14 protein-coding genes and 1 pseudogene are annotated in these 19,266 nt (G+C 34.7%); 6 read left to right on the top strand and 9 right to left on the bottom strand.

From position 1 onward, the window contains the following. Positions 1-280: 280 nt before the first annotated feature. Together DIT68_RS11265 and DIT68_RS11260 are read left to right on the top strand one after the other, a co-directional pair. A complete protein-coding gene (locus DIT68_RS11265; protein ID WP_109359903.1) occupies positions 281-2,305 on the top strand; it encodes a histidinol-phosphatase in 2,025 nt (674 codons plus the stop codon). Continuing rightward, positions 2,286-2,597, top strand: coding sequence for a hypothetical protein (locus DIT68_RS11260; protein WP_109359902.1), 312 nt, complete (start codon positions 2,286-2,288; stop codon positions 2,595-2,597). The genes DIT68_RS11265 and DIT68_RS11260 overlap by 20 nt, the downstream gene beginning before the upstream one ends. Positions 2,598-2,895: 298 nt before the next feature. On the opposite strand, the pseudogene DIT68_RS16345 reads toward DIT68_RS11260, so the two are convergent. Then, positions 2,896-3,162, bottom strand: a pseudogene (locus DIT68_RS16345) (transposase domain-containing protein); the annotation flags it as partial. Positions 3,163-4,087: 925 nt separating this feature from the next. On the opposite strand from DIT68_RS16345, the gene DIT68_RS11250 reads away from it, so the two are divergent. The 4 genes from DIT68_RS11250 (at position 4,088) to hsdR (ending at position 12,071) form a co-directional block, all read left to right on the top strand. Further along, on the top strand, positions 4,088-5,563 hold the full coding sequence (locus DIT68_RS11250; protein WP_109359901.1) for a class I SAM-dependent DNA methyltransferase: 1,476 nt from the start codon (positions 4,088-4,090) through the stop codon (positions 5,561-5,563). Positions 5,564-5,796: 233 nt separating this feature from the next. Continuing rightward, positions 5,797-6,714, top strand: a complete 918-nt coding sequence (locus DIT68_RS11240) for an ORF6N domain-containing protein (RefSeq protein ID WP_109359899.1) — start codon at positions 5,797-5,799, stop codon at positions 6,712-6,714. Further along, positions 6,711-7,907 (top strand): restriction endonuclease subunit S, encoded by a 1,197-nt coding sequence (locus tag DIT68_RS11235; protein ID WP_109359898.1) that lies wholly within the window; start codon positions 6,711-6,713, stop codon positions 7,905-7,907. The genes DIT68_RS11240 and DIT68_RS11235 overlap by 4 nt, the downstream gene beginning before the upstream one ends. Before the next feature lie 1,665 nt (positions 7,908-9,572). Further along, positions 9,573-12,071 (top strand): EcoAI/FtnUII family type I restriction enzme subunit R, encoded by a 2,499-nt coding sequence (gene hsdR / locus DIT68_RS11230; RefSeq protein ID WP_109359897.1) that lies wholly within the window; start codon positions 9,573-9,575, stop codon positions 12,069-12,071. 1,003 nt (positions 12,072-13,074) lie between these two features. Here hsdR and DIT68_RS16445 read toward each other — a convergent pair. The 8 genes from DIT68_RS16445 to DIT68_RS11195 all read right to left on the bottom strand — a co-directional run bounded on the left by DIT68_RS16445 (position 13,075) and on the right by DIT68_RS11195 (position 19,022). After that, on the bottom strand, positions 13,075-13,224 hold the full coding sequence (locus tag DIT68_RS16445; protein ID WP_165779332.1) for a hypothetical protein: 150 nt from the start codon (positions 13,222-13,224) through the stop codon (positions 13,075-13,077). Positions 13,225-13,345: 121 nt separating this feature from the next. Next, positions 13,346-14,140 (bottom strand): cation transporter, encoded by a 795-nt coding sequence (locus DIT68_RS11225; protein WP_109359896.1) that lies wholly within the window; start codon positions 14,138-14,140, stop codon positions 13,346-13,348. Beyond that, complete coding sequence (locus DIT68_RS11220) at positions 14,141-16,324, bottom strand: TonB-dependent receptor (protein ID WP_109359895.1); 2,184 nt, start codon at positions 16,322-16,324, stop codon at positions 14,141-14,143. A gap of 69 nt (positions 16,325-16,393) precedes the next feature. Beyond that, complete coding sequence (locus tag DIT68_RS11215) at positions 16,394-16,804, bottom strand: Fur family transcriptional regulator (protein ID WP_109359894.1); 411 nt, start codon at positions 16,802-16,804, stop codon at positions 16,394-16,396. Positions 16,805-17,070: 266 nt separating this feature from the next. Then, complete coding sequence (locus DIT68_RS16570) at positions 17,071-17,277, bottom strand: GDCCVxC domain-containing (seleno)protein (protein ID WP_008992943.1); 207 nt, start codon at positions 17,275-17,277, stop codon at positions 17,071-17,073. Between the two features lies 1 nt (position 17,278). Continuing rightward, positions 17,279-17,878, bottom strand: a complete 600-nt coding sequence (gene merTP, locus DIT68_RS11205) for a mercuric transport protein MerTP (protein ID WP_008992944.1) — start codon at positions 17,876-17,878, stop codon at positions 17,279-17,281. Further along, positions 17,875-18,249 (bottom strand): ArsR/SmtB family transcription factor, encoded by a 375-nt coding sequence (locus DIT68_RS11200; protein ID WP_008992945.1) that lies wholly within the window; start codon positions 18,247-18,249, stop codon positions 17,875-17,877. The genes merTP and DIT68_RS11200 overlap by 4 nt, the downstream gene beginning before the upstream one ends. 224 nt (positions 18,250-18,473) lie before the next feature. Further along, positions 18,474-19,022 carry a GNAT family N-acetyltransferase gene (locus tag DIT68_RS11195; RefSeq protein WP_109359893.1) on the bottom strand — a complete coding sequence of 183 codons (549 nt, stop codon included), beginning with the start codon at positions 19,020-19,022 and terminating at the stop codon, positions 18,474-18,476. Between the last annotated feature and the right edge of the window lie 244 nt (positions 19,023-19,266).

Raw genomic sequence — 19,266 nt, 5'->3', positions numbered from 1 at the left:
ACGATATCGTTTTCAATGAAAAAAGTTTAGTTGATCGAGAAAAAATAATTAGCCAACTTAATTTTCAAAAATTAGGAGCTGTTTTGTTTTGTGTAGTTTTCATGATTTATGGCTTTTATAAACTTAGAAAGGTAAGGGGTTGAAATAATTTAGTTGAGTTTGTGATGTTTTGGAGGTGGGATTGGTGAGGATTTTTGTTAGATTTGGGTAGAAATATAGGTGGGATATGCACAATTGCGTATAGCCACCTGTTGGCGGTAATTAAAACGAGACCCAATCGATGAAGAAAATTGATTTACATATTCATACAATTTCGACTGTCAGTGACTATGATTTTGAATTTGACCTTTCAAAGTTAAAGGAGTATGTTGATAAACTTGAAATTGATTGTATCGCAATAACAAACCACAATAAATTTGACTTCAACCAGTACAACATTATAAAGGAAGCATTGGGAATTGTGGTTTTCCCAGGCATAGAAATTGACCTTGAAAGAGGACACTTGCTTCTAATTGCTGACAATACAGATATTGCAGAAATAAATGATTTTTCAAAAAAGTGTGAGCGAGTAAGCAAATTAATAAATACTAAAGATGACGATATTAGTTTGGAGCAATTCAAAGAAATTTTCCCAACTCTTGACAAGTATTTACTAATTCCTCATTATCACAAAAGACCAATAATAAAGTCAGAGGTAATTGACCAAATTGACACTTTAATTACTGCTGGAGAAGTATCGAGTTATAAAAAATTTAAAAGCTGCATCAAAGATACCGAAAGTTTAGTGCCAGTAATATTTAGTGATTCAAGGTATTTTGCTGAAATGGAAAATTTTTCAACTCAACAAACTTGGATTGACCTTGAAGAAATCACCTTATCTGGAATTAAATCGTGCTTAACCGACAAGCAAAAAGTTTTCTTAACAAAAGAAGAAGGCAATGAGTTTTTTCAGGCTACAGCAGAAGGTTTAATGCTTTCAACAGGTCTAAATGTAATATTAGGAGAACGCTCAACTGGTAAAACTGTAACGCTAAACAAAATCTACAATACTCACGAAAATATTAAATATATAAAGCAATTTTCTCTATTGCAGAATGATGCTCAAAAGTTTGACGAACTATTATCAAGAAGACATAGCACAGTTTCAGAAGATTATCTGAAAGAATATAAAAAAGTTGTTGACTCTGTAAAAAATATTGACCTAAAACAGAATGAAAATGACATTGAAGCTTATTTAAATTCGTTATTAAAGTTTGCATCAGACAATGAAAAAGCAGATGCTTATTCAAATACGAAACTTTTCAGCGAAAACCACTTTGGTACAAAAGATATAGTAGGTCTTAAAAAGCTCATAGATGCTACTAAAACCTTAAAAGAAAATACTGAATACAAGCCTATAATTAATAAGCATATTGAATTTGAAACTCTGGAAGCTTTAGAAATTGACTTGATGAAAGAGTTCCTTCAAATTCAAGAAGCTAACTTAAAGAAAGAATGGGTAAATAATCTGATTTCAAAAGTAAAAGACGAACTTCGATTTAGAACTTCATCATCAGTTCCTTCTGATGCCGATTTTTACAGAATTTTAATCGAAAATGAGAAAGTTAAAACGTTTGTAGATATAGTTAACAATCTCAAAATTGAAAGAGAAATTGACAGAAAAGAGATAAGAGGGTTTAAAATTGTTGCTTCAACAAAAAGATTTTCAAATGCTTCGCATTTGAAAAAAGTTTGTATTAGACAAACTTCATTAGTCAATGCTTATTCAAAATATCAAAAACCATTTTCATACTTATTAGCTCTGAAAAAAGCAGAAATAGAAGATACCGAACTTTATAAATATTTCGTTGACATAGAATATAAAACACTCAATAAAATTGGATTTCCAGTTTCTGGTGGAGAAAGGTCAGAATTTAATCTTTTACACGAAATCAATGACGCCCTAAAACATAATATGCTTTTAATAGATGAACCAGAATCATCATTTGATAACATCTTTTTAAAAAACGAAGTAAATGCACTTTTAAGAGATATTTCTAAAACAATTCCTGTAATTATTGTAACTCACAATAGTACAGTAGGAGCTTCTATAAAGCCTCACTTTGTCGCTTGCACTAAAAGAGAATTTGAAAATGGAGAAATTGTATATAAGACATTTTCAGGTTTTCCATCTGACAAACAGCTTAAATCAATTAACGGAAAAGAAGCTATAGACAATTTTGAAATTTTACTAAATTGTTTGGAAGCTGGACAAGACGAATACGAAAGAAGAAGAAACGAAACTTATGAAATACTTAAAAATTGAAAATAATAAAGGTCATTATTTGACACCTTCAAGTCAATGGGCAGAGATTGACAAAATATCTAAAGAAGATTTAATGTTTCTTTTAAACAAGGCAGTATCTGAAGAGTTTGAAATGGATGAATATTTAGAAGAGAATATTGGACATAAAGCCCATCAAATTGTTTATAAAAGCATTCACGAAAAGTTTTCGGAATTAGTAGAAAATAAAAACGTCTTTAAAGATGAGTGCGATTCAATGTTTAAAAATGCAGTCGAAAAATACAAAGTCGAAGAAGAAAATGAAGAAGAATAACTGCACACAATAACTAAGTATTCGGCGTGCCGATTACGCCCTACGGTTGTGAGATCGCTTCGCTAAGTTGGCCAACGCTGAACTACGAAGTACTCATGAATACAAATAAAAAAAACAGACAAGAATGAATAATACCATGTTGACGGATCCGGATTTCCTTAGCCCTACTGAGCTTGCCGAACGTGTGGGGAAATCGGTTTAATACATTATTTTTGAAAGATTATTTTGGTGTGTTACGCTTTGATTATGAGCGTGCATTTCGAATTTAATTTGGTTGATTAGTATCCCACCCGAGCAACTACACCTCCCAAAACTTCTTGAAGTTGTCTAACTTTTCAGGATCAATATTATTTGGCAACAACTCATGAAGTTTATTCACTTTATAGTCAGCTATATTTTCAAGAACATATTGCAACCATTTTTGAGGATTGATTTCGTTTAGCTTACAACAAGCGAAAAAGCTATAAAACATTGCGGAACGTTTTGCTCCATTGTGAGAACCTGCAAAAAGGTAATTCTTTCGTCCTAAAGCTACTGGTCGAATGGCATTTTCAACAAGGTTGTTAGTGAAACAACTGCTGAAATGAAATATCAAAAAACATTACATTTTGGTGCATCTTATTTTACTCAAGAATATACATTCTTAAAAAAATCTGAAAATTTCGGTTACGAAGAATTTAAGGGAACATTCTTAACCCGTATTATTCATGAGATTATTTTTGATTTTAGATGAGATTCGTGATTTGATGATAATAGTATTCTATATCAGTAAATTACAATTGAAATATAAAATCAAAAGAATCCAAGCATTAAATAATTGATACCCAAATTTGGGGTACATTTTTATTCTTTAAAAACACAGTAAACACCTGTTAAACAATCCATTAACTGTTTAAAACAAGTAATGCGATGAATAATCCGGGTTAAAGACATTACTGGCTGATCCTTGGATAGATGGTGAAGGATTCAAGGATGGGGTTTATGAAAGGTTCGATAAGGATAACCAGTTAGTTAAATTCGGAAAATATTATAAAGAAGATAAAGAGGGTACTTGGATTAATTACTATAATGAACAAGGTGTTCAAATTGAAACTGAATTCATTTCGAATAAACCATCAATTGAAAAATATATTGAAATCAAAAGTAAGAGTCCATATTCGGGGAAATTTGAACTTATAGATGCAGACAATAATGTTAAGGAAATTAGAAATGTGAAAAATGGACTTAGGCATGGAAAAACAATGGTTTATAATCTCGAGACAGGAGAGGTTATAAGAAAGGATAAATACAAATATGGAATACTGCGTTGAAGATACTAGAAAACGGATTATTAAATATAAACTTAACAAGTCTGTTTAATAGCGAAATGGGGAGTTATTACTTGACTTCTATAACTGGTTATTATTTTGTCTGTAATAAGTGATTTAGTCCGTAGCACCCCCACCACATCCAAAAAATCCCTATCTTCACCACCATAAAACACCCAAACAATGAACTTCGAGCAAACATTTAAAAACATAGACGACCTACTCTACAAAGACGCAGGTTCAGACAGTGAATTAGATTACATAGGACAAACCTCATGGGTAATGTTCTTGCGCTACCTAGACGAATTAGAAAGAGACAAAGCAGACGAAGCAGAACTATCTGGAAAAGACTATACCTATATTATAGATGAAGAGTACCGTTGGGGAAATTGGGCAATGCCTAAACGTTTAAAAGATGGAACCACAGATGAATATGAAGTGGACATCAACGCAGCAATGACTGGACCCGATTTAGTTCAGTTTGTAGACACAAAACTCTTTCCCTACCTCGCTAAATTTAAAGTTACTGCCGAGAATCCAAAAACAATAGATTATAAGATTGGAGAAATATTCTCTGAAATCAAAAATAAAATTCAAAGTGGATATATTCTAAGAGAGATTTTAGAATATGCCGACGAACTTCCATTCCGTTCTTCAACAGACAAGCATGAGTTGAGTCACTTGTATGAAACAAAGATCAAGAACATGGGGAACGCTGGTCGAAATGGTGGACAATATTACACTCCAAGGCCTTTGATTCGTGCTATGATCAATGTTGTTGACCCACAAATAGGTGAAACGGTTTATGATGGTGCAGCGGGTTCATGTGGTTTCTTGGTAGAAGCCTTTGATCACATGTATGAACGCATGGATAAAACAACTGCCAATCTTAAAACTTTACAAGAAGATACTTTCTACGGAAAAGAGAAAAAGAATTTGGCGTATGTGATTGGTACAATGAACATGATTCTCCATGGAATTGAAGCGCCGAACCTTATCCACACCAATACTTTAGGTGAAAACATTCGTGATATACAAGAGAAAGACCGTTACCATGTTATTTTGGCCAATCCGCCATTTGGAGGGAAAGAAAGACCAGAGGTACAGCAGAATTTTGATATTAAAACGGGAGAAACTGCTTCACTTTTCTTACAACATTTCATTAAAAGTTTGAAAACTGGTGGTCGTGCCGCTATTGTTATTAAAAACACCTTTTTAAGCAATACAGACAATTCTTCTATTGCCTTGCGTAAGCATTTGTTAGAGAGTTGTAACCTACATACCATTCTCGATATGCCAGCAGGTACTTTCACTGGAGCAGGTGTGAAAACCGTAGTTTTGTTTTTCCAAAAAGGAGAACCCACCAAAAAGATTTGGTACTACCAACTAGATCCAGGAAGAAACATGGGAAAAACCAATCCTTTAAACGACAAGGATATGGAAGAGTTTTTAGCGACTTATAAAAAGCAAAAAAATTCAGAACAATCGTGGGTTTTCAAGATGTCAGATATTGATGAAGAGACTTATGATTTGTCTCCAAAGAATCCAAACACTCCTGAAGAAGCTCCATTGAGAAAACCTGAAGTAATTTTGGAAGAAATGGTGAATTTGGATGAAGAAACGAGTGAGATTTTGGAATCTTTAAAAGGATTGATATGATGTTTTCTTTAACTATTGAAATAAATCACAACCAGTCACAATTTGTGACCAGTTATATTTTGCGGTCGCAAATTGCGACTACAAACAACATTTTCTATATTGATGGATGTTTGAACCAGTCGCAAATTGCGACCAGTTCAGACTTGACGTCACAAATTGTTACTTCAAGTTCAAGGTCACAAATTGTGACCTTGAACGAATTATCTTTAATTCATACTTTAAGATGAATTAATATGAGCGAGAAAAACGAAATAACTCCAGTTTTAATTGAAAACAAAATTTTTACTTTTCGTAATGAACAAGTAATGGTTGATGCAGATTTAGCAGAAATGTACGGAGTTGAGGTTAAAAGGTTAAACGAACAAGTTAAAAGAAACATTGATCGTTTTCCTAAAGATTTTAGGTTTCAATTAAATGAAGAAGAAATTGAAATCTTGCAGTCGCAAATTGCGATATCAAGTTCAAGGTCGCAAATTGCGACCTTGAACGATTCTCAAAGAGGAAAAAACATAAAGTACTTGCCTTATGTCTTCACAGAACAAGGAGTTTCCATGCTTTCAGCTGTATTAAGAAGTGAAACTGCTGTAAAGGTGAGTATTGCCATTATGAATGCTTTTGTTCAAATGCGAAAAACAATTGGCAATCACCAGCAACTATTACAACTTTCATCTGATTTCACAAAGCACAAACTAGAAACAGACGAAAAATTCCAACAGGTTTTTAAAGCATTACAAGGGCCTGAAGTTGAAAAAAAGCAAGGTATTTTCTTTGATGGTCAAACCTACGATGCTTATGATTTCGTCAATAAGCTCATTCAAAAAGCGAAAAAAAGCATTGTGGTAATCGATAATTATGTAGATGATAGCGTGATTACACAATTGACAGCCAAACAAAAAAACGTTGCAGTAAGTATATTATGCAAAACTATTTCAAAAAAGCTAAAACTCGACATCGAAAAAGCCAATAAACAATATCCTAGTTTTAAAGGTGTCATTTTCACGAAAGCCCATGACCGATTTATCATTATAGACCAAAAAGAAGTGTACCATATCGGAGCTTCGCTAAAAGATTTGGGTAAAAAGTGGTTCGCTTTCTCTAAAATGGAAGCAAACTCAGTAAGTGTTGTAGAGTTAATAAAAGAAGTGATATGAGAGAGGATTGGGAATTTAAGAAACTTGGGCAAGTTTGCAAAACAAGTTCAGGTGGTACACCTTTAAAAAGTAAAAAGGAATTTTACGAAAATGGAAATATTCCTTGGATTAGAAGTGGTGAAGTAAATAATCGAAATATATTAAATAGTGAGATTAAAATTTCTCAAATTGGTTTAGACAATTCATCCGCTAAATTATTTCCAGAAAGGACAGTTGTTATAGCAATGTATGGCGCTACCGCTGGACAAGTTGGTATTCTGAATTTTGAGGCGGCTACAAATCAAGCTGTATGCGGCATTTACCCAAACAATAAATTTGTCCCTGAATTTCTATATTATTTCTTTCTAAACTTCAAACAGGAATTGATAGCTCAAGCAGTAGGGAACGCACAACCAAATATTTCTCAAACCAAAATTAAAGACACATTAATCCCAGTAATTTCAATCAAACTACAAAAACAAATCGTTGAAATTCTAGATCAAGCTTTTGAAGCCATAGACAAAGCAAAAGCAAATATTGAAAAGAATATTGTTAATGCGAATGAATTATTTCAAAGTAAATTGAATGAGATATTTAGTCAGAAGGGTGATGGTTGGGTTAATAAAGAACTAAGTCAGATAGGCGAAGTACAAACAGGCAATACTCCACCAACTAAAGATAAATCAAATTTTGGGGATTATATACCTTTTGCAAAACCTCCCCATTTCAAACCAGATGGATCAATAGTTACTGGGGATAGTATGTTAAGTAAATTTGGGCTGGAAAGAAGCAGATTATTCAAGAAAAATTCAATATTGATGGTTTGCATTGGTGCTACAATTGGGAAAACTGGGTTTTCAGAACAACCAATTAGCTCAAATCAGCAAATTAATGCGCTAACACCAAATGAAAACTATGCTCCTAAGCTGTTATACTATGCTTTGATATCTCCTTTTGTTCAAAAACAAGTTTTAAATGAAGGAACAAGAGCTCAAGCGACCTTACCAATAATAAATAAGTCAAAATGGATGAAATTAAAAGTTAATTTACCTATTGATAAAGAGGAACAAATAAAAATAGTTAAGAGATTAGACGAATTAAAAAGATATAGTATCAAAGCAGAAAATTTGTACACCAAAAAACTCACCTCACTCGAAGAACTCAAAAAGTCTATCCTCCAAAAAGCATTTTCTGGGGAGTTAACAGCGTTGTGATTGTCTGCACTGTGATTGGTGTGATTAAATGATTGGCTATGATTGGTTGATGGAACATTGATTGAATTTTAGTTGAAAATCAAAAGAATCCCAAAATCAAAATAATCACAGTAAAGATAGTTGCGTGATGTGCTTGCTTGGAAAATTGTCTGCACTGTGATTGGTGTGATTAAATGATTGGCTATGATTGGTTGATGGAACATTGATTGAATTTTAGTTGAAAATCAAAAGAATCCCAAAATCAAAATAATCACAGTAAAGATAGTTGCGTGATGTGCTTGCTTGGAAAATTGTCAGCACTGTGATTTAGTTTGATTAAATGATGGGCTATGATTATTTGACTGAATATTTGATTGTGATTGAGTTAAAAATCAAGGAAATCCCAAAATCAAAAGAATCACAGTAAAGATAGTTGCGTGATGTGCTTGCTTGGAAAATTGTCTGCACTGTGATTTAGTTTGATTAAATGATGGGCTATGATTATTTGACTGAATATTTGATTGTGATTGAGTTAAAAATCAAGGAAATCCCAAAATCAAAATAATCACAGTAAAGATAGTTGCGTGATGTGCTTGCTTGGAAAATTGTCAGCACTGTGATTTAGTTTGATTAAATGATGGGCTATGATTATTTGACTGAATATTTGATTGTGATTGAGTTAAAAATCAAAAGAATCCCAAAATCAAAATAATCACAGTAAAGATAGTTGCGTGATGTGCTTGCTTGGAAAATTGTCTGCACTGTGATTGGTGTGATTAAATGATTGGCTATGATTGGTTGATGGAACATTGATTGAATTTTAGTTGAAAATCAAAAGAATCCCAAAATCAAAATAATCACAGTAAAGATAGTTGCGTGATGTGCTTGCTTGGAAAATTGTCTGCACTGTGATTGGTGTGATTAAATGATGGGCTATGATTAAGGAAAATCAAAATAATCCCAAAATCAAAATAATCACAGTAAAGATAGTTGCGTGATGTGCTTGCTTGGAAAATTGTCTGCACTGTGATTTAGTTTGATTAAATGATGGGCTATGATTATTTGACTGAATATTTGATTGTGATTGAGTTAAAAATCAAGGAAATCCCAAAATCAAAATAATCACAGTAAAGATAGTTGCGTGATGTGCTTGCTTGGAAAATTGTCAGCACTGTGATTTAGTTTGATTAAATGATGGGCTATGATTATTTGACTGAATATTTGATTGTGATTGAGTTAAAAATCAAGGAAATCCCAAAATCAAAATAATCACAGTAAAGATAGTTGCGTGATGTGCTTGCTTGGAAAATTGTCAGCACTGTGATTTAGTTTGATTAAATGATGGGCTATGATTATTTGACTGAATATTTGATTGTGATTGAGTTAAAAATCAAAAGAATCCCAAAATCAAAATAATCACAGTAAAGATAGTTGCGTGATGTGCTTGCTTGGAAAAATGTCTGCACTGTGATTTAGTTTGATTAAATGATGGGCTATGATTATTTGACCGAATATATGATTGTGACTGAGTAAAAAATCAAGGAAATCTGAAAATCTAAAGAATCATAGTACAGACAATTGGATTAACTTCTGATCTAAACCTATCCTGAATGGAATTTTGGAAATTCGACAACCTAGCTCAAAAGAAATATGTATCTTGTCTGCGGTAATTGAAACCACTAGATTATGAATGAAGCACAAACCAGACATGACTTAATCGACCCAGCATTAAAAGCTGCGGGTTGGAATGTGGTACAAGGAAGTCGCATCAAAGTAGAAGTCATTACTGCTGGTCGGATTATCGGAAAAGACAGTAAAGGGAATTTGATTCAGAAAAAACCACTTTCTTGTGATTATGTGCTGGAATACAATGGGCAACGATTGGCTGTTATTGAAGCTAAAGCACGCGATAAATTTTATACAGATGGATTAGCACAAGCCAAAGACTATGCACTAAAGCTAAACACACGCTTTGCTTATTCTACTAATGGTTTAGAGATTTATGGTGTGGATATGGATGAAGCCACAGAAGGTGATGTCTCTAAATTCCCTTCTCCAGATGAATTGTGGGAAATGTGCTTTCCAACGCCTAAAGAAGACTATAAAATTGAAATCGAAGATTGGAAAGATCGCTTCCGAAATGTACCTTTCCCCTTATTTAAAGGTCAATATTTACCAAGGTATTATCAAAGAACAGCTGTAGAAAAATGTTTAGAAGCAATTGCTAATAAACAAGACCGTTTGTTATTAACAATGGCTACTGGAACAGGGAAAACAGCAACTGCCTTTCATTTATGTTGGAAGCTTTTTCAAGCTAAATGGAACTTGCAAAGAAACCCTAATAGAAGTCCCCGTATTTTATTCTTAGCGGATAGGAATATTTTAGCGGATCAAGCTTTTAATGCTTTCGAAGCTTTTGACAATATTGATACTAACATCAGAAAACGAATTAGCCCAGCAGAAATAAGAAAAACAGGACATGTTCCGAAAAATGGAGGGCTCTTTTTCACAATCTTCCAATCCTTGGTTACAACAGCTTCTACGGGGGAAGAAGTTGAAGAAGTTGAAGAGGAGAATTCTCTTTTGGCAGCAGAACCTCTTGAAACTCTATATTCTTCTGATGAAACAATAGAAATTAGAGAGCGTTATTTGGAATATCCTGAAGATTTCTTCGATTTAATCATCATAGATGAGTGTCACCGTGGTGGAGCAAACGATGAAAGTTCTTGGCGTGAAATTATGGAATATTTCTCTCCTGCAGTTCAGTTAGGTTTGACCGCTACACCAAAACGTGATGTTAACGCAGATACGTATGATTATTTTGGAGAACCTATTTATACTTACGCTTTAAAAGACGGAATTAATGATGGTTTCTTAACGCCTTTCAGAGTAAAGCAAATTCAAACCAATTATGATGAATATACTGTAACTTCGGACGATACTATAATTGCAGGAGAAGCTGAAGTAGGAGATACGTTTACATACAAAGAGTATGGTAGAACAATAATTATCGACCAAATTGAACGCTTTAGGGTACGTAAGTTTTTAAGTCAAATCAATCAAAATCATAAAACATTGGTGTTTTGTTCAACACAAGTTCATGCAGCGGCAATTAGGGACATTATCAATCAAGAAAGCGATAGTAAAAGCATTGATTATTGTAAACGAGTAACCGCCGAAGATGGTAAAATGGGGGAACAAGCGCTAGCTGACTTTCAAAATAACGAAAAGTTAATTCCCACAATTCTTACCACATCTCAAAAGTTAAGTACAGGGGTGGATGCACCAGAAATTAAAAACATAGTTTTACTTCGCCCTGTAAACTCAATGGTTGAATTCAAACAAATCGTTGGTAGAGGAACGCGACTCTTTGAAGGAAAAGATTATTTCACCGTTTATGACTTTGTAAAAGCGCATAAACATTTCCAAGACCCAGAATGGGATGGAGAACCTGAAGCTCCCGAGCCCCCAGTTGGTGGAAGTGGTGCGTCAGGTATTTGTAAAGTTTGTAATATTAAACCATGCGAATGTACAACTGCTCATCCCGAACCTTGTCCTCTTTGTGGAAACATTCCGTGTAATTGCGAAAAAACACCAACGGGTATTATTAAAATAAAGCTATCAGATGGTAAAGAGCGAGAAATAGACGCTACCATAAAAACAACATTTTGGAGTCCGTCAGGAAAGCCAATTTCCTCAGCAGAATTCATGGATCAACTATATGGTGAATTGCCCAACCTATTCAAAGACGAAGACGAATTACGTAAAATATGGAGCATTCCAAGCACACGTAAAAAACTACTCACAGAACTCGAAGAGAAAGGATATTCAAACTCCCAACTCGAAGACCTCCGCGATTTAATACACGGTCAAGACAGCGACCTATTTGACGTCCTAAGCTACGTCGCCTACCACAAACAACTCGTACCAAGATTAGAACGAGCAGGCCGCGCCAAAATACAACTCGGAGAATACAATCCAAAACAACAAGAATTTCTAAACTTCGTATTAGACCAATATGTAAAAGAAGGCTTTGAAGAACTCGACTTAGAAAAACTCCCTGACCTATTAGAACTAAAATACAAAGCCATAGCCGATGCAAAACGCGAACTTGGTGCAGTAGAATCGATTAGAGAAACGTTTATTGGGTTCCAGGAGTATTTGTATAAGAAAAAAGTGGTTTAAGCGAATCAGCTTATTTCTTATAATATTTCGTGAGAATACACCCATTTTTATAGGACAATTTTTCCATCATATTCCTCAAAACAACGGTAAATATTCAAAACTACCGTAGATTTGTGCAATAACTATCATTCCTCTTCATGCGCCTAATCCGTCTACTCCTCCTAGTTTTCTCCTGTTTTTGCTACGGAAACAACACTATTACAAGAGCATTCCAAGGTCGCTTTGTTATAGTGTGTTCCTGTGCAAAACAGTTCAAAAAGCTATCCGTTTCCCACGGGGCGTGGCATTACTTTTCAAACCAAGTATTGCATTAAAGAAAAACTTTATCCCTTCGTTTAATTAAAGAAAAACGGAAGGCTATCGCGAGATTTTATCTCGTGATTTAATACTAAAATCAATAGCTTCGCAATCAACAACTGACGATTTTTTGGTTCTTGCTTCGCATAAATTGGTTCCAACTAAAGATTGATTGGAACAGGAAATAAGGTCTTCAATCATCACCACCTCCCTGCTCAAAAAATATAAAAACAAGCCTATACAAAGCTCCGTTTCACTCCGGGCTTGTTTTTATCGTTCCACTTTTGCAATTGGAGCAGCAGGAAGAGAACTACAAACGAATCCAGAACACACTAAAGCAATTAAGACAAGTTCTAGTTCACCAATTAATTAAACAGTAATTATAAATCCGTTCGGTCCATCTCAAAATGATGAGGTGGATTGAACACAAAATCAAATATCATGTATCATATCAATCCAGCAGTTACAAAAAGCATTTTAAGATCAATGCCCAGGAAAGAAATCCCTGCAGAAATGGAAAAAAATTAAACGGAAGATCAATGAAACAGAACCTGGAACAGAAAGAAGTAAATTTATACGGCTTTATCAGTTTTGTGAGAGGTTAATTTCTTAAGCTTATTAAAACAAAACACCCACAACGGAAAACAAAAATGGATCCGTTGTGGGTGTTATAACATTTTAATTCTAGAAGTTTGTGGATGGCAATCTAATTTTTACATCCGTTTTTATCACATGTAATTGTTCCACTTGAATTACTCCAATGATCAGAATGTAATGAAGTATTCACACCACAACCTGTTGTACCTCCTTTTTGTCCTTTATGGACCTCTCCTGTTGGATTATGTTTTACTGGCATATCTTATAAATTAGGTTAATACTAAACATTTTAAAAGCAACTAATTGGCTTAAAATCATAATGTTTAGACAAAAAAAATCAAATTAAAGTTGTAATAATCAAATTTCACAAGCAATCATGCTTATTTACTCAATTTCAATATTCTAAAAGCACCCTGGATTACCAATACAAAAACGACTGTTCCTATAATCAAATCGGGTGTATTAGAACTTAACCAATTCACTAAAATCCCTGCAATTATTACTCCTAAATTGATAATCACGTCATTTGATGTAAAAATCATACTTGCTTTCATATGTGCTTCTTCTTTGCTTTTTGACTTTTGCAAAATGTAAAGACAAATTCCGTTCGCAATAAGTGCAAAAATCGAAACGATAATCATTGTTGAAAAATCGGGAAGTTTCTCGTCTCCGAAAAATCTTCTTAGAACTTCTACAAATCCGATAATCGCAAGTGTTATTTGAAAATATCCAGCAAGTTTTGCAATCCGTTTTTTCTTTGTCAGCGTACCACCAACGGCAAATAAACTGATTCCGTAAACGAAACTGTCAGCGAGCATATCCAAACTATCTGCCACAAGTCCCATAGATTTAGAAATCAAGCCTGTTGTCATTTCGATAACGAAAAAGGCAAAATTGATTGCAAGAACAATCCAAAGCAGTTTTTTTTGACTTGCGTTCTCATTAAAATCGGTTTGGTCTGTTTGTACTGTTGATATTCTCTTTCCACCTAATTTTAGGTCAATAATGGATTTTTCAATTTCTTCTATTTGTCCGTTATGAAATATGGTTAGTTTTCGGTTCGGGATGTCAAAATCCAAATTTGCAATACTTGAAATTCCGTCCAAATTCATTCGAATTAGATTTTCTTCGGATGGACAGTCCATCTTGGGAATTATAAATAGTGTTTTTTCCATTTAATCTTCGTCTTTGTTACCAATTGGTTTAATAATTACTCCTACACTGAATATAAAACCGTCAGTAGGTGCATAGATTTCTGTTAATGTTGGGCTATCCTGTGGTGGAAAAACTAACGGTGAAAAATTGGTTTGACGTATGTTAGTGAAATTTTCAAAGTTCAAATATGTTGTTACCCATTTAAAGTTTCGCATAACCAAGAAACCCATAGTAATAAAGTCTCTGGTTTCCTCTCCATTGGATAAAACTTGCTTTCCTGTGTAAAAAGTCTCGTAACCGATGCGCCATTTCTCTGATTCGTACATCAGTATGCTTCCTGCATTGTGTCTTGCCGTTAGTGGCTTCTGCGGGTTTTCTGGTAAATAGCTTAGTCGTGTGTCAATGAAGGCATAGTTTAAGAACCATCTAAAGTCTTTGTAAGTAAATTTTAGATTTGTTTCAGTCCCTTTACTTAGGATAGAAGCTTTTGCATTTTCAAATTGTAGATTTCCATTGTTGGTGCTATTTAGCAATAGTCCATTTTGGATTGCCGTAACGTAGAACAGTTGGTTGATTGAAAAAGAAATTTTATCGAATAGAATCGTAGTATAATTCATATCAAAATTTGCTCCATAAGAACGTTCTGCTTCAAGATTATTCTTATCAATAGGCAGTACGTTTCTGTAATTATTAAATGCCGCTTCTTCGGTAAATATGTCGGGTATTTTATAACCTAAACCACCGCCAATTCTACTGGAAAAGCCATTTGCAGGTTTAAAGAGTAATGATACTCTTGGCAAAGGGAAAAAGCCCCAATCTTGTGCATAGTCCGCTCTTAATCCTGTTTCTAAAATCCATTGTTCTGAAAGGTCGTAAATATTGTTTGCAAACAAGCCATAAGTAATGTCTGTTTGGTCTCTTTGAATGGGACTTGAATCATCTTCATCAAACTGGGTAGTGTATAGGTTTGTACCAAAAATCCAATTACTCTTGGCTGTTTCCTTATTGTAGGATGCTTCTGTAAATGTGTTAGTTTGAGTCCCTTTGAAAGCGTAGTTGGGCAAGCTTAAATTCCTATCAAAAAAGGCTACACTATTTTTAATATTTAAAGAACTGTTTGAATTAAACTCAGTTGTATAAACCGCCTGACTACTTAGGCGTTTTGAGATATTCGTTTCTGAGAATTGATGAATACCACTTTGCCCATTTTCGATAACGGTCATATCGCCACCTGTTCTGTCATCATACGTGCCGTTTATTCCAAGCCAAAATGTGGTTTTGTCAGACGGATAATAAAATAGTTTTGGGTTAAGCGAAATAGATTTTGTTAACGGAATATTACTAAACTCGTCATTGTCAGGGTCAAACTGTTTTTGGTAATGACCTGAACCATAAAGTGTCACTCCAAATCTTTTATTGCGTTTGCTGTAGAAAATATTCCCTGTACTTCCCAAAGCTTGTGTTTGGGTCAGCATAATTTCCAATTCGGGTTCTTCATCTGGTGTTTTTGAAACCATATTTACCAATCCTGCAATTGCACCGCCACCATAAATGGTAGATGCACTTCCTTTGATAATTTCAAATTGTCTTAGGTCTAATGGTGGGATTTGTAGGATGCTCAAGCCACTTGAAAAACCACTGTACAATGGAAATCCGTCTCTTAAAAGTTGTGTATAACGACCGTCAAGTCCTTGAATTCTGATATTTGTATTTCCACTACTCAATGAGGTTTGTTGCATTTGTATTCCTGTGCTTTCTCGCAAAACCATAGAAATATTGGTCGGGTTCATTGCTGCTTTTTCGCCTAATTCTTCCGCTCCAATAAACTCAATGCGTGTTGGAATCTTTTTAACTGTTCTTGTGCTGCGAGATGATTGAATTACGACTTCATCTAAATCTCCACCTCCATACTCTAATTTAAATTCAAAAGTTTTTTCGGAAGTAGTTTCAATTGTTGTTTCGATTGTCTGAAAGCCTAAATAGGATATTCTAATTTGGTACCTTCCACTTGGAATTTCGGTGAAAGATGCAATTCCATCAAGATTTGTAACTGCCCCTTTTCTCAATTCTTCAAAATAAACAGTTGCTCCAATTAACGACTCGTCATTTTCTGCATCAAGAACAGAGATTTTGATTTCACTCGTCTGAGCAAAAGAAATAATTGAAAAGATTGAAAAAATTAATGCTAAAATGGTTCTTATCATTTGCCTACTTTTTTTTTGTAAAGAATAGTGCAAAGATATTTAGGTATTAGCGCAACTCGATTGCAAACATTACTTGTTGCATTTGTCGCACAAGCCTTTCACGACCATATTGGCTTGATGCAGTTTGAAGTTTTCCGGTAATTTAATATGCGGGATAGGAAGGTCAACTAGACAGAACGTTTTGCTACAATTGGTGCAATAAAAATGATAATGTAAATCCTTTGGCTCGCAGTTGCAACCCTCAGCACATACAGCATATTTAGTCATTCCCGAACCGTCTTCAATACTGTGAATTACTTTGTTTTCTTCAAATGTTTTTAAAGTCCGAAAAATGGAACTTCTGTCCGTGTATGCCAATGCGTTTTCAATGTCTTTTAGCGATTGTGCTTTTTCTTGAGCCAAAAGGTGGCGTAATACTACCGTCCGAACCGCAGTGTTCTTCACTTTTTTTATTTTCAGTATTTCTTCTTCTGTCTGCATTTTTCTGTTTTCTGTACGTTGGCTGTAAACAGCTCTTTTGGTTTTTTCAGCGTTGGCTTTCGTGTTTGCAAAAAAACCAAATGTGCTGTTTGTACGGTTGGCTTTTTAGCTTGTGGGTAACGATTCTTATATGGCAAGTAGGCGATTTCGAAGCACTAAACTTTCGGGTAAGCACCAAGTTTGACACGAGCCGAAAGCCTTGATATTACTACTGTTTCGCCTATTTTGTATATACATTGTTAGCGGTTCGGGCTTTTTTTCTTCGGTCAGCAACATTTCTCGTCTTGTTGAATTGGTGGACATTTCTCGCTCCCATAACTGCAATAAACACAGCAGTCTCCTTGTTGTGGTTTCAATACAGTTTTGCAGTTTTCGCACTCGTAAAAGTATTGGCAAGCATCTGTCGGCATTGTTTCTTCTTTTTTGTGTCCGCAGTTGGGGCAAGTGATTGTTGATTGCAATTTTATTTCCATTTTATTTTTCCTTTTTGTCTCTTACTGAATATCCTGTTCCGTTAATTGCTGTTTCGATTTCGGCTATGTTAGTTTTTGAGTTGTCAAATTCAACGATTGCGTTTCCATTCTCGTATGAAGCAGTTGATTTGATTATTCCTGAAAGTTTGTTCACTTCGTGGTTTACGTGTTCTTCGCATCCTGCACAAGTCATTCCGCTGATAGTAAACTCAACGGTCTGTAAATTTGATTTGTCAACTACTATTACTTGTTTTTCTGTCTTAGGGTAGAAAATATGTGCATAGTAAGGAAAGGCAAGCATTACAATTGCGAATGCTGTAACAATTCCTAAAAACTTTTTACTCTGAATGAATTTTGGCTTTTCATCAGTTTCACAATCACAGTCTATTTCCTTTTTCGGTTTTAGTTTTTGATACCAAGCAAAACCAAGAACCAAAATTGTCAAACCAATTAAATACGGTCGGAAAGGTTCAAGCCACGAAAAAGAGGCAGCAAGTCCGCTTGTTCCTGCAATTAGTGCCAAAACTGGTGTAATACAGCATAGAGAAGCAGCGAATGCCGTTAAAATTCCTGCTCCGATTAGTTTATTGTCCTTTTTCATATTGTCTCCAAAATTTTGTTTTCGTCAAGTATTATGAAAAACGGTTCAAGCAAGTTTTTGTATTCGTTTGTCAGCGAATAGAAAATGGTCTGTGCTTGCCTTTCTGTTTCAATGAGTTTTCGGTCTTTGAGTTTTCGCAGGTGTTGAGAAACTGCCGAAATGGTCATTCCAAGAACATCACTCAGGTCGCAAACGCAAAGTTGTTTCTCTTCATAAAGCAGGAACAGGATTTTCAGTCTGACGTTGTTACCCGCCAATTCAAGTCCGTTCGATAAGTAGTCAAACGAGCCGTTGAGTTCTGCAACTCGGTCTTTACAACGGTTGATTTGTTTAATGTCCGCTTGTTGTCTTATGCAAGAATTGTTTTCCATAAACACAAAAATAGTCAACTTGTTTATTTAAGCAAATGCTAAAATACAATATTTTAAAAATAACCCGATTTGTTTCTCGGGTCATTTTATTGCCTGACCGCTAACGTTTCGGGTATTGGCGTAGTGGCGGAATTTTAGCACAAAAGTTCAATCGAAGCACAAAACTTGAACCTTGCACAAATGTTCAATCGAAGCACTTCACCCGCCATTACGCCAATACCTTGTTAGCGGTTCGGCTTTTTGTTCTCCCAAGTTGTTTTTTCTAATTCAAACCAGTCTGTTAAGTCTCCTTGATAATCGAAAATTTCTTTAAAGTCAAAACCCAATTTAGTCAAAACATTTTTTGAATTTACGTTTTTAGGGTCTGTTATTGCAAAAACTTTGTCAATGTTTAAGTTCTTAAATCCATAGTCTAATATTGCGATTGAAGATTCAGTCGCAAAACCTTTTCCCCAATGTTTTTTCTTAAATCTGTATCCAAGTTCGTAAAAATCATTGTGATTGTTTAATGGCTGGTTAAAGTATTTTAGTCCCGACCAACCAACACATTCGTTTGTCAATTTGTCAACAACAGCCCAACGAGCAATTCCATTTTCCTTGTATTGCTTTTTAAGCATTTCAATGGCTTTTGTTATTTCGTCAATTGATTTCACAGGATTGTTTTCGATAAACAAATGAACTTCTGGGTCAGAATCCATTTCAAAAAGGTCATTTTCGTCTGTATATTCTAATTCTCTTAAAATTAGTCGTTCTGTTTCTATAAATGTTTTCATTTTGTCAAGACTTTCTTTTGTTCGGTGTCGTTCTATAAGCTGACCGCTAACTTACTTATAGCCCTACCATCAGACTTCAAACTCAACAACTGTTTGTTAGCTTTGTATACCATTTGGTGGTGGTTATTTCCTGCAATATATAAAATTTCCCTATACTTTCAACTACTTCCTCCACTTCCCCCAAATCCACTTCAACCCTCTACTCACCAAAAAACTAACCGTTGCACCCACTGCGGCCAGAATT

The sequence above is a fragment of the Brumimicrobium oceani genome (genome assembly GCF_003143775.1).
Lineage (GTDB): Bacteria > Bacteroidota > Bacteroidia > Flavobacteriales_D > Crocinitomicaceae > Brumimicrobium > Brumimicrobium oceani.
Note: the sequence above shows the minus strand (reverse complement) of the source record. Positions and strands in the feature narration are given on the sequence as shown.